This is a genomic window from Amycolatopsis nivea, assembly GCF_004522235.1.
Taxonomy (GTDB): Bacteria; Actinomycetota; Actinomycetes; order Mycobacteriales; family Pseudonocardiaceae; genus Amycolatopsis; species Amycolatopsis nivea.
Genome location: NZ_SDLT01000004.1, coordinates 236197 through 248291, shown reverse-complemented (window position 1 = coordinate 248291; position 12095 = coordinate 236197). Strand labels below are relative to the sequence as shown.

Annotated in this window: 9 protein-coding genes and 1 tRNA gene; 3 read left to right on the top strand and 7 right to left on the bottom strand. The window is 66.8% G+C overall.

Features of this window, described 5'->3' with window-relative positions; all coding sequences use genetic code 11:
- Window positions 1-67: 67 nt before the first annotated feature.
- A complete protein-coding gene (locus EIZ44_RS06990; protein WP_037809472.1) occupies window positions 68-1297 on the bottom strand; it encodes an FHA domain-containing protein in 1230 nt (409 codons plus the stop codon).
- A gap of 130 nt (window positions 1298-1427) precedes the next feature.
- Here EIZ44_RS06990 and EIZ44_RS06985 point away from each other — a divergent pair.
- A tRNA-Leu gene (locus tag EIZ44_RS06985) sits at window positions 1428-1513 on the top strand.
- 195 nt (window positions 1514-1708) lie between these two features.
- On the opposite strand, the gene EIZ44_RS06980 is transcribed toward EIZ44_RS06985, so the two are convergent.
- Genes EIZ44_RS06980 through EIZ44_RS06965 form a run of 4 tightly spaced genes read right to left on the bottom strand, consistent with a single transcriptional unit; the run spans window position 1709 to window position 4346 of the window.
- Window positions 1709-2554: a hypothetical protein gene (locus EIZ44_RS06980; protein WP_134728028.1), complete on the bottom strand. Its 846-nt coding sequence runs from the start codon at window positions 2552-2554 to the stop codon at window positions 1709-1711.
- Window positions 2551-3039 carry a hypothetical protein gene (locus EIZ44_RS06975; protein WP_134728027.1) on the bottom strand — a complete coding sequence of 163 codons (489 nt, stop codon included), beginning with the start codon at window positions 3037-3039 and terminating at the stop codon, window positions 2551-2553. The genes EIZ44_RS06980 and EIZ44_RS06975 overlap by 4 nt, the downstream gene beginning before the upstream one ends.
- 15 nt (window positions 3040-3054) lie before the next feature.
- A complete protein-coding gene (locus EIZ44_RS06970) occupies window positions 3055-3969 on the bottom strand; it encodes a hypothetical protein (protein WP_043831317.1) in 915 nt (304 codons plus the stop codon).
- Window positions 3966-4346: a type VII secretion target gene (locus tag EIZ44_RS06965; protein ID WP_439098585.1), complete on the bottom strand. Its 381-nt coding sequence runs from the start codon at window positions 4344-4346 to the stop codon at window positions 3966-3968. Before EIZ44_RS06965 ends, EIZ44_RS06970 begins: the two co-directional genes overlap by 4 nt.
- Before the next feature lie 314 nt (window positions 4347-4660).
- Here EIZ44_RS06965 and EIZ44_RS06960 point away from each other — a divergent pair, with 314 nt between their 5' ends.
- The gene (locus EIZ44_RS06960; RefSeq protein ID WP_134728026.1) at window positions 4661-6715 is read left to right on the top strand and encodes a hypothetical protein; all 2055 of its coding nucleotides are present in this window, start codon (window positions 4661-4663) and stop codon (window positions 6713-6715) included.
- Here EIZ44_RS06960 and EIZ44_RS06955 read toward each other — a convergent pair.
- Complete coding sequence (locus EIZ44_RS06955) at window positions 6677-8209, bottom strand: hypothetical protein (RefSeq protein WP_167754015.1); 1533 nt, start codon at window positions 8207-8209, stop codon at window positions 6677-6679. The genes EIZ44_RS06960 and EIZ44_RS06955 overlap by 39 nt on opposite strands.
- Before the next feature lie 262 nt (window positions 8210-8471).
- Here EIZ44_RS06955 and EIZ44_RS06950 point away from each other — a divergent pair, with 262 nt between their 5' ends.
- Window positions 8472-10481, top strand: coding sequence for an ATP-binding protein (locus EIZ44_RS06950; RefSeq protein WP_134728024.1), 2010 nt, complete (start codon window positions 8472-8474; stop codon window positions 10479-10481).
- Here EIZ44_RS06950 and EIZ44_RS06945 read toward each other — a convergent pair whose 3' ends face one another.
- Window positions 10482-12074: a hypothetical protein gene (locus EIZ44_RS06945; RefSeq protein ID WP_134728023.1), complete on the bottom strand. Its 1593-nt coding sequence runs from the start codon at window positions 12072-12074 to the stop codon at window positions 10482-10484. It abuts the gene before it with no gap.
- Window positions 12075-12095 lie beyond the last annotated feature (21 nt).

Below are 12095 nucleotides of genomic sequence, written 5' to 3'. Positions count from 1 at the left end.
CGGCGCCACGCGCACCGCGGTTCCCCCCGCATGACAATTCTGCGGGAACCCCGTGGACGGTCTGCGATCAGCCCTGGGTTCGGAACACCAGAGACGAATGACCCACCCGGATCACGTCGCCGTCCGCCAGCTGCCACGTCTGCACCGGAGTGCCGTTGACCGTGGTCCCGTTGGTCGACCCGATGTCGGCGAGCGTCGCGCTCTGCCCGTCCCAGGTGATCTCCAGGTGCCGCCGCGAAACGCCGGTGTCCGGAAGCCGGAAGTCCGCGTCCTGCCCGCGGCCGACGACGTTGCCGCCCTGCTTCAGCGAGTAGGTGCGGTTGGAGCCGTCGTCCAGCTGGAGGCTCGCCTGAAGCTGCCTGCCCGCGGCCGGGGCGCCCTGCTGCGCGTACGGGTCCTGCCCGTAAGCCGCCTGCGGCTGGCCGCCGTACTGGTCGTACCCGCCCTGCTGGCCGTAACCCTGGTCGTAGCCGGCCTGCGGGGCCTGGCCGTAACCCTGGTCATAGCCCTGCTGCGGCTGCCCGTAACCCTGGTCGTACCCGCCCTGCGGAGCCTGGCCGCCGTAACCCTGGTCGTAGCCGCCCTGCTGGCCGTAACCCTGGTCGTAGCCCTGCGCGGGCGGCTGCCCGCCGTAGCCCTGGTCGTACCCGGGCTGCGGAGCCTGTCCGCCGTACTGGTCGTAGCCCTGCGCGGGGGGCTGGCCGCCGTAGCCCTGGTCGTAGCCCTGCGCGGGAGGCTGGCCGCCGTAACCCTGGTCGTACCCGGGCTGCTGGCCACCCTGCTGTCCGTAGCCGTACTGGCCCTGCTGGCCGTACGGGTCACCCTGGTCGTATTGGCCGTAGCCGGGGGGCTGGCTCATTGGTGGGTCTCCTGCGTTGCTGGGTCGTGCCGACCGTGACGGCCCTTCTCCCGCAGTGTCGCGGGCGTCGGGATCGACGGACGAACGGGTCTTGAACTGTCCAGTATGCAGCGCCTCGTTGCGCTCGAGTGATACGACGACGTCACCATAGGTGTCCCAGCCCTGCGCGGCGAGGTGTTCCGCCACCGCCCTCGCGAGAACCCCGGTGACCCGCTGCTCATCGCCGGCCATGCGATCGTGGTCAGCCGCCCCCAACGACACGATGTAGTGATTCGGGGCGAGCTGCCGACCGCCTGCCAGCTCACGAACGTTCTCCTCGCCTTCCCTCTCGAGCGCAACCGCCACTTCCTGCGTGACGACGTTGCCGCCGAACATGCGCGCGAAAGTATTCCCCACCAGGTTCTCGAGTCGCCTGTCAAAGCGCTCAACGCGACCCACCGGGGACAACCTCCTCACACGTGTGCTTCCGCATCGATCCTATCCGGGGGAGGAAGGGTTGGGCATGCCCCCGGTGAAACCCGTCAGAAGGCCCTGCTAAGCTTTGCTGGCTGCCTCAAGGAAGCAACTCGGGCGAGTGGCGGAATGGCAGACGCGCACGGTTCAGGTCCGTGTGTCCGAAAGGACGTGAGGGTTCAACTCCCTCCTCGCCCACCATGGTCAGGCCCCCAGCCGCTTGCGCGACTGGGGGCCTTTTCCGTTGTCGGTCGTCCTTTGACCCGGGGGCCGAGCCCCCGGACCCCCGCGGTGCCTTTGGTGCGGTTGGCGGGCATGGCCGGTTTTGGGCGGGCTCGGTCGGACTGGGTTGTTGCGGTGGGTGTGGGCCAGGGCACATTTTTTGGTGGGTGGTGGTTAGAAGGCGTCGTTCACGTCTGGGTGGGGGGCGTTGAGATCGCAGTACGAGTACAGCTCGGTGTGGTTGTCGTCTGCGTTCTTCGGGATGTTCTGCAGCGGGACGATCCAGGTGCTGCGTTCTCCTGGCGAGCAGGACGGGCTCGACGGCGGTTCTTGCGGGCTGCCCGCCGGGTTGCCCTTGCCGTCCGGAGGCACCAGGTCGCCGCCCACGATCGCGCCGTTCGCGTCGCGGAACACGACGGCGGTACGGCGGCTCGCCAATGCCCGGCAGTTCGTCGATTTCTCGGTGTATCGGACCGCGTCGGCGGGCAGCGACGCCTTCGCGCGGCTGGTCGACTCGTAGGTGTCGGTCGCCGGGGTGAATCCGCCGAGCGCGCCGTTCGGCAGCCAGGTCGTCGTTTGGACGTCGACGTCGGCCGAGATCACCTTGTCTGTCCCGCCGACGTTGATGAGCGGCCTGCCGATGCCGGCTCGTTGACCTGGCAGCAGCACCGGGACCTCCATGGTCATCGGCGCGCCCTGAATCGGGCCGGGCGGCAGGCCGTTGACGGAGACGATCACCTTGAACGTGACTTTGGTCCGGTAGGCGATGCGGTCGCTGGTGTTGCGCAGCACCGCACCCATGCTCGCCAGCCCGGACGACGAAACGCCCTTTTCCGCGACCTCGACCGCACCGCCGCCCGGTGCGCTCTTCGCCGACACCGGCTGTTCTCGGACTGAATTCGGAATATCGCACGGCTTCGCCGCCGAGTCGCCGCGGGTGGACAGCACCACCGTGACGACCCCGGCGGCTACGACTAGCGTCGTGACGATTCCGGCCACGACCAGGTTGCGTTTTTTCATTCGTAGTACCGCTTCTTCAGCTCGTCCACCTGGGCTTGGAAGTCCTGGATCAACTTCGCCGCCGCATCGGAAACATCGACGCTGAACTGGTCTTCGGGTATCTCGCGGACGGTTCCGGGCTTGATCGCGACCGAGAAATTCTCCATGCCTACCGCGGAGATAGTGACCCGTTCGCCTGCTGACGCGCCGACTGCTTCGACGTTGGCCCGGTCGGTGAAGAAATGTGAATCACGCAGGTCGTCAACACCGATGTTCAGGCCGGTCTCGTCGATCGCCGCCCGGTACTGCCTCTGCCACCCGGCCCACAGCAGCCGCGCCAGGCTGGCCAGCGCGGTCTCCAGAGCTGATTCGTCGATGAAGTCGTAGACGCTTTCTCCGAACGACACGGTGATGTCGGTGCGTCGGCGCAACTCGGCTTCGATTTCCGCACCAGGTGCGCGCACGCGTACCTGAATTCCGTCGAGCCTCTCGGCAAGATCCGGCACAGTCCCCTCCTGTCGTCAGTCCGATCCGCCCATGCCGCTGTCGCTGGCCAGGTCATGTTCGTTCATTCCGGCCAGCTTCGGCCGGGCGGAGACGAGCTTGTCTTTGTTCGCGCGCACGGCGCCGGCGAGCGCCCGCACCTTGTCCGCGATCTCCCGCGTCTCGACCTCTTCGATGTGCCGGTGGAGCTCGTCGATCGCCTGCTTCATCGAGTTGATGATCGTCTCGACGGAGTCCCCCGATGCGGTGAGTCCGGCCACGCCCGCGCTGCCCGCGGAAGCGACCGCCCCGATCGCGGCCAGCGGCACCACGCCTCCCGTCGCGATAGCGACGAAAACACCGCCGACCGCGCCGACCGCGGAGAGCACCGAGAAATCGAAAGTCCACTGGTTCTTGCCGCAACCCCCAGCGTTGTCCAGCGCGTTCTTGGTGTTTTCCGCGATCTTGTCGACGTCGTCGCGGGCCTTGGCCCACATTGCCTGGTGCGCCTGCAGGACACCCTTGAGGGTGGACAACACGGTGAACTGGTTCCCCGCGACAGTTTTGAAGGTGTCGATGAAACCGGCCTTGAACGCCATCGCCGCCTCGCCGGTCCAGCCTTGGAGGTAGCTGCCCGCGGTCGTCATCTTGTCCAAAACCGGGTTGCCCAGACTCACCTCGCTGCTGAGTTCGGTCGTGTGCACCGACCCGGGGTTCACCTTGGCCATCGCCGCGTTGAGGTCGGCGATCAGCGGGTCGTACGCGGAGGGATCGGGCATCCTGGAAAACGGCTCGAACATCGATTCGATGAACGAGTAGTGCTGGTTGAACGGTCCAGGGTCGCGGACCACTCCGGATTGCGTCGCGTACTTTTGATCATGTTCCTTGATCGCCAGCTCGACGGCCTTGTCCTTGATGTCTTTGGCGTGCTGCATAAGCTGGTCGAAGGTCACAGCTTGCCGTCCAGGTCCGGGTCGGTGCGGGCGCGGCGGTGCAGTTCGTCGCTCGCTGATTGGTCGGTACCCGCGTAATGCTGTGCCGCTGTGCCGAGCGCGGCAGCCGTGTCGTCCAGATTGGTCTTCGTTTCCTTGAGGAATCCGGCGACAGTCTCGTGCAGATCAAGATATGCCTGGTAGACCGGCCCTAACGCGCCGCCGCCGAACTGCTCTGGGCGGCGCATCGCGCGATCCACGCCGCCGAGGATCCGATCGCAGCTGCTGATCGCGTCCCCGTAGCAGGCCGAGACGGCCGGGAAGTCGACCTTTGCCACTTTCTCCAGTTCATACAGGTCAACGCCAAACTCTTTGCCTTGATGAACCATGTTTCCCACCCCTCAATCCTCATCGCCCGTCATGGTTGCCGTTGCGGGTTCTCTCTTCCTTCTGCGAAAGCGGTCGCTGAAGAGAGCGGCAGGCTGGGGCGAGGATTCCGGGGACGTGCTCGTTCGGCCATCTGCGTCCTCCCCTTGCGCCTGGCCATGCCCGTACCTTCACTGAGCTGATCTGATGGTAACCAAGCTGTCACGGTGTGTCCTGGAAATGACGCAGACCGCGGTTCGTGGGCAGCGTTCAGACAGTGCGATGTTGATGCTCGCGCTGCGGTGAATCGGTAAGCTTGCGGTGACTCGGGGTGAGGGGCGGACTAGTGCACAACGAAGTCAGATCGGTCGACGGCGGCAGTTCTCTCGTGCAGGCGCAGTACATCGGCACGGTCAACCAGCAGCTGCCGGGACCCGAACGGGTGGTGCCGCACGAAACGCCACGAGCGCTGCGGCGATTGGTCGGGCGAAACGAACAAATCGAGGCCTGTCTTGCCGATCAGCGTGTACCGCTCGTCGTGTTCGACGGATTGACTGGGGTCGGTCGGCGCGCGTTGGCCCGGTATGTCGCTGAGCAAGTAAAAGACCGCTATCCCGGCGGGGCCTATTACACGGATTACGCGACGCACACGGTCGACGGCGAGTCGGTGATTTCCGCGGCGCTGCGTTCGTTGTTGCGTCGCGACGGGGTTCGCGACGAAGTGATGCCCGCCGAACCTGGGTTGGCGAGTCTGTGGCGAAGGCGGTCGTCCGGGGCGGCTGCCGTGCTGTTGCTGGAGAATGTCACGGAATCCGAGCAGTTTCTGCAGTTGATGCCTGGCGGACGGGATTGGCTGGTGCTCGTCGCGGGCCGCGTGGAGTCGCGGCTTGAGGTCCGCGAGGTCGGCGGCGAGACGATCCCCGTCGAGCCGCTCGACGACGAGCAGGCTGCTGAGTTGTTTCGCGAGCTGAGCGGACTGGACGCGGACCCAGACGATCCGGTGGTAGCTGAGATCCTCGGCTACTGCGGCGGATTGCCGTTGGCCCTCCGGAACGCCGCGACGCTCGTGGTGGTCGGGCGGTGTCCTTCGTTGCCGGAGCTGGCTGCCCGGCTTCGGCGTTCACGCGCCGAGTTGATGCGATCCGACCGTGGGCCGAATAAGGGGAACCCGGTGTTCGAAGCGACGTACCAGGAAGCGACCGAACCTGCTCAGCGCGCATACCGGCTGCTCGGCGCGTACCCGGCGATCGACTTCACCCCGCCGGTCTTCGATCTGCTGATCGGGCTGGACGAGGCCACGTCGAGGGACATTCTCGCCGAGCTGGTTCTGCTGAAGGTGCTCCAGGAAGAGCACGGCCGGTACTCCATGCATCCGCTCGTCCATGACCACGCGGCATCCCTTTCGGGACTGGACGACGAGGAAACGCACGAGGCGCTGGCCCGGGTGGTGCGCGGCTTCCGCAATGCCGCCTACTACGCGGACGCGGCGATGATCGGCGTGGAGCGGTACCGGGTCGCGGACGCGCCGGAGATCGCGGACCCCTTCAGCGGCGATCGCCGGGCCAACGGATTGGCCTGGTTCGAGGAGAACCGGCGCGCGCTGCACGAATTGCTGCCGGTGGCCGAGAAGATCGGCCTGGTCGACGAGATTTGGCAGATCGCCGAGTCGCTCGCGGCCTACTACTTCGACCGCAAGCGGCAGGCCGATTCGCTCAGCAGTCTCCGGCACGGCATCAAGGCCGCGGAAGAGGCCGGGAATCGCGCGGCGGAGGCGCGGTTGCGGAGTCTGGCGTCGCGTCCGCTGACGGATCTCGAGCAGTTCGAGCAAGCCGGGGACTTCGTGCGACGTTCGATCGAGCTGGCGGATCAGGACGGGCACCTCGTGCTGCGGGCCTCGGTGCGAGAGTTCGCTGGCCGGTACCACGATTTGACCGATCAACCGGAGCTGGCGCAGCAGAGGTACCGCGAGTCGATCGAGTTGAACGAGGCGGCTGGGGAGGCCCGGGGAGAGGCGCTGAGCCGGATGTTCCTCGGCCAGTCGCTCGGCGATGCGGAGGGCCTGCGTGAGTTGGAAACAGCGCATCGCGCGTTCGGCGAGCTTGGCGACAGTCGCTCGGCTGCGCGCGCCTTGCTGATCACCGGTCAGGTGCGCGTACGCACTGGGCTGGCGGGCGGCGTCGACGCGTTGACGGCGGCGGCAGAGGCTTTCCAAACGAGCGGGGCGACTTTCTACGAGGCCCAGGCTCGGGAGGCGCTGCACGGTGCGCTGGTCGTGGAGAATCCGGTGGAGGCGCGCAGTCACCTGGGTCGGGCGATTCAGCTGTATCGAGAACTGGGTAGTCCGCGGGCGGATAAGTTGGCGTCAGAAAACGACGGTGGTCTCGACGGAGCCGAGTCGTAGGGACAACGGACGCCCACCCTCTCGACCAGTCGCCAGACACGCGTGCAGCGTCGAAGCCAGCGCGGCGACGTCAGCTGAGCCGGTGACGGTGAACATCTCGCCGTCCCTGGTGCGCGCGACACATCCGTCCGGGACGGCAGCTGCTGCCAGCGCGCAGGCAGGATGGAGTCGCAATGCGTTGGCACACCAGTCTTCTGGTGCAGGACGCAGTGCGGTTCTGGTGAGCACGGTGGCGTTGCCGATCCGGCCGAGGTTGCCGTCGCTTTCGTCGGCGACCACGTGTCTCAGTCTGGTTGAGGCTCGCTCGACGTCGGGTCGCCATTCTTCCACCGAGCGGGGAAACCGATGCAAGGTAAGGGAATCCGGGCCGGTGAACTCCGGGTACGCGGTGAAGGCGAGCGGAGTGATGGGATTCGGTTCCGGGTCCGGTGCGCGAAGGAGTTCGAGCGGACGGGGTTCGAGATCCGTCAGACGGAGTACGAGCGCGTGCAGTTCCGCGGTTGCTCCGTGCGGGTTCGAAAAGGTGCGCTCAGCGAGATCCTGCTGCCACGGCTGGGTTTCGGCCTCGTCGATTTGGTCCCGCAACGGCCGGTCCCAGGTGAGCCGGGACGCGTGCTGACCGAGCAGTTCGGCGCTGGTGCCGGGCACGACCTCGCTGCCGAACGTGCCAAGCAGCAACGGCCGTCCCGTCGCGGCGGCCAGCAAAGAGACCGATCCGTGGTCCCCGACGACGACATCCGCGGCGACGATGGCGGCTTGCCATCCGCGTTCCGGCGGGAGGAGCAGCAGCCCGGCGTCCTCGGCCGCGGCGAACCAGGACCGGATCTGGAACGGCCGGTAGCGCGACCAGACGTTGGGATGGAGCACGAGACCGACGGCCGCGGAGTCATAGTCCAGTGACGCCAGCAGCTCGGCCGGGAGCCGAGGACGGCGGCCGATCAACGAGGTCTTCCCCCAGGTAGAGCTGACCAGCACGAATGTGCGATCAGCCACGCCGAGCGCGGCACGGTAGTGCTCGCGGTGCGGTTCGCTCCGGAGAAGCTGCTCGAACTGCGGATCGCCGACGAGCACGGTCCTGCCGTCGGTCAGCGGGTCGGCGTCGCGCAACTGTTTCTGCTGGCTCGGATGCGACACCGCCATCAACACCCGCCCGGACCGCAGCGCGGCGGACGGGATCAGCCCGGAAAGCCGGGTGCCTGCCGAGCCGGAGTCGGGAACGTACTTGTGGAATCCGACGCCGTGCGGAAGAACGAGAACCGGTCCGGAGACGTGGTCGAAATCGATGTTTTCGCTAGCCGTGATCGCGAGTGCGTAATTGAGCTTCGGAACGTTTTCCCACGGCGTGCAATGCGCTTCCGCGCGGGCCAGCAACTCCTCGACGCCCGCGCTGAACCGAGACCCGCGGTCGACCGTGAACGTGAAGCGAATCCGCTGGTCATCCTGAAACAGACGGCAGACCTCGAGCAGCTTGATCGCTGAAGTCCAGGTGCGCACGACCCCGAGCACGACGACCGGGTCGAAGGTCCGCCACNCGAAGGTCCGCCACCTGCTTTGCTGCTTTGCTGCTTTGCTGCTTTGCTGCTTTGCTGCTTTGCTGCTTTGCTGCTTTGCTGCTTTGCTGCTCAATTCAATTCTACCAAATCCGTCCTGGAATTCCTGGTCAGAACCTTACCCGGACCCGATCGTGGTGAAAGGCTGGACACGGACCGTGACGTTTCCGGTAGCCTGAGCCGGGACCAGCTGGGCGGGGGAAACGGTGAGCGACGGCAACTACTTCGACGGCGAGGCGGACAAGGTCTTCCAGGCGCGCGACGTGTACGGCGACGTGCACTTCCACGGGCCGCGGCAGCCCGCGGCGCCGGCGTTGCAGGTCCAGGCACCTCCGGAGCATTACCGGAACAACGAGCGTCAGTTGGCCGCGCTCACTCGCATTCATGACGAGGTGCCGGACCGGGTAGCGATCGCGATCGTGCGAGGTGCGCCGGGCAGCGGGCGGACGACGCTGTGCGAAACCTGGCTGCACCAGCATCAGGACCGGTTCGACCGGTTTTACGACGTGCGCGTGGGCCACCGGGCCGGCGCTGATGTGCTGGCCGAGTTGCTGTCCAAGCTGGGTTACGGGCCGGACGAGATGCAGGCGAGTCTCGAGGGGCGCGCGGCGATGTGGCAGTCGCAGACCGCCAAATTCAAGGTCGCGTTGCTGGTCGACGACGCGTTGAGCGCGGCGGAAGTCAAGGCGCTGCTGCCGACGCATCCCGGCTCGTACGTGCTCGTAGTCGGGTCTGGGCTGGAGGCGCTGCGCGCCCGGTATTCCGCTCGCGAAGTCGAGTTGGAACCGTTGAGCGACGAGGCGGCGCTGGGCGTGCTGGCGGCACTGGTGGGTGACGAAAAGCTCGCCGCGGAGCCAGAACAGCTGAAAGAACTGCTGCGGATCTGCGCGGGATCTGCCGCGGAACTCAACGTCGCGGGCGTGCTCCTGGCGCGGCCGGGTGCGACGGTGCGGCGGCTGGTCGGGCGGATCCGAGCGAAAGGTGCACTGGCCAGCGCGGTGTACGACGTTGCCTACGAGCAGATGGGCGAGCGTGAGCAAGCGGCGTACCGGGTCTTCGGCGCGCATCCGGGCGACGGCACCGTTCGGCTGGAAACTGTGGCGGCGCTTCTCGCCCTCGACGAGTACGACACCGAGGACACCCTGCAGAAGCTGGTCTCTGCCAAGTTGATCGAGGTCATCGGGGGTCGCTACCGGATGTCCGAGCTGGCGCGCATGCACGCAGCGACGCTGGCCGGTGAGCTTTCCGACGCCGTGGTCGGTTACTACGCCGAGCACGGGCTCCGGATCGCGGAACGCGCGCTGTCGACTGGCTGGCCGAAGAAGATCTGGCCGGGCTTCACTCCGGTGCCGGCCGACGTGGATGCATGGGAGTGGTTGTTCGACGAGCAGGGGAACCTGGCTGCCGCGGCGGAGGTCGCGTTGCAGGAGGGGGCGCACGAAAACGTCATCCGGCTGGCGAGGGCGTTGTGGCCGGTCTACAAAGACGGCGCTTACCCCGTCGAACTGTTGGCGGTGAGCCAGGACGCGGTCCAGGCCGCGCAGGCTGCCGCGATGCCGCTTGCCGAGGGGTTGGTCCGGACCCAGCTCGGGTTCGCTCAGCTGCAGCGGCGGGATTGGGCGGCGGCGTTGGAGCAGTACGCCGCGGCGGCCGAGCTGGCCACGACGCCGGACGAACACGCGTCCGCGCTGGAAGCACGAGGGCTCGCGTTCTTCGAGCCGGGGTTGATCGCGCGGCAGCAGGGACGGGACGAGGAAGCGGTTTCGCTGTACAGCCAGGCGGAGGCCTGCTTTCGGGAAAGTCTCGAGCTTGCCGAGCAGATCGGTGATCCTCGTAGGCTCGCGTTGATCCGGATGCATCTGGCCAAGGTCGTGCCGCCGGAGGAAGCGGCCGTCTTGCTGGCGCAAGCGGAGCAGGGGCTGAAGAACGAGCCCGGCAATCTGGTGAAGATCCGGCTGTGGCAGGGGCGGAAGCTGATCGAGGCTGGTTCGTACGAGGAAGGCGCGGCTCTGCTGGCCGAACTCGATGCCGCGGCGGAGAAGGCCAAGCTGCAGCGAGAACGTATCGCCGCGTTGCGGTCTCGGGCGGAGGCCGCGCTTGCTCGTGGCTACCGTGACCAGGCGAAGGCGCACGCGGAGGACGCGTTGGGCATCGCACAGCTGCACGGATTCACGGCCGAGGCGACCGATCTGCTGATCTGGCTCGAACAGCTCTGACTATCCATAGTGGACAGTCAGGCGCACCTCGTGCTTGCGGCCGCCCGCGGTGAAGGGGAGTTCTTCGGGGAAATCCAAGCCCAGCAGGTCGCGCGTGTACAGCAGCGACGGCACGGCCTGCGGCAGGTCGGTGCCGGTGAAGGAGACGACCAGGCCGTCGCGGCTGCCGGCCAGCCAGCCTGATCCGGCTGGGCAGGCGGCCCATTCGCAGCCGGGGAATTCGGCAAGGGTGAGGGCGATCCAGCGGCCGGGATCGGGGAATCGGTCGCCCAGCACGATGTCGGCGCGGCGCAGCAGGCGCGGGTCGGGGCCGTCAACGTGGACTACTAGGTGAGCCTCAGGTGTGGTGGCGGCGAATCTGGTGACGTCGTCGCCGCGGACGCGGACCCACTGTGCGCCGGGCTCGGGGCGGTGGACGCGCGGCAGCGGGAACGCGATGAATCCGGCTGGTCGGGCTGGCGGCGGGAGTTTGAGCGTGCGGTAGCCGAGGTCGGTCAGGAGGGCGGCGGACTGGCCGGGGACGCTGGTGGCGAGGGAGGTCGCGGCGATCAGGGCTGGTGGCTGGGTCGCGGTGCGCAGTTGGTCGGCCAGGTTTTCGTCGGTGAGCGCGGGGGCGGCGCGCAGCAGGGCGGCTACCGGGGAATCCGGATCGACGGCGTCGTGCGGTGCGGCGGCCAGCAGGACTGGGGTGCCCAGGCAGGCGGAGTAGTAGGTGACGGAGCCGTGATCGCCGATGGTGACGTCGGCGGCTACCGCGGCTGGTTGCCACAGATCTTCTTCCGGCAGGACGATTACGCCTGCGCGCTCGCATTCTCGCAGCCACATTTTCAGTTGCCACGGGTAATGGCCCTGACCGATGTTCGGGTGCAGGGCCAGGACGACGGCGAATTCGTCCAACGGTAGTTGCTGGGCGATTCGTTGGGGAAGGTCTGGACCGGAGCCGTACGACGAGAGTTGGCCCCACGTGGACGAGATCAGTACCAGGGTTTGTTCGCCCGTTACGCCGAGAGCTTGGCGGTAGGACTCGCGGAGTTCCCGGGCGTCGCGCAGGCGGTCCAGGCAGGAGTCTCCGGCGATGACGGCGTGGTCAGCGGCTTCCGGACAGTACTGCCGCAGCCGGGTGAGCTGTTCGGGATGGGACAGGACGTGATGTTCGGCGATCACCTCGCCGTTGTGCATCAGCCATTGCTTGGACAATCCGAATACAGGCTTCTGCGATCCGGTTTTCTGTTCACCGGTTTCCAAGAATTTATTGTACCCCATTCCGTGCGGCAAAACCGTCAACGGAGCGCGCAATTCATGCAAATCCCCGCCGTAACTGGCGGCCAGCGCCCAGTCGAAGTCCTCCGTCACGACGTCTTCCCACGGCTCCAGCGGGATCCCGCGCGCGGCCAGGTACTCCTGCGTCCCCCGGGTGAACGCGCTCGAATCAGGGCACGTGAACACCACTTGTACCCGGGGATCCCCGGCGAACAGCGGCAGCACGTCCAGCAAGCGGGTCGCGGCGGTGACGTTGTGCACTACCGCCAGCAGCGTCCGTTCCGTGGGCACGGTGCGCCATCGGCGCGGCACGGGGTAAGACGACGACGGCACGGAGAGCGATCCTACCGATCG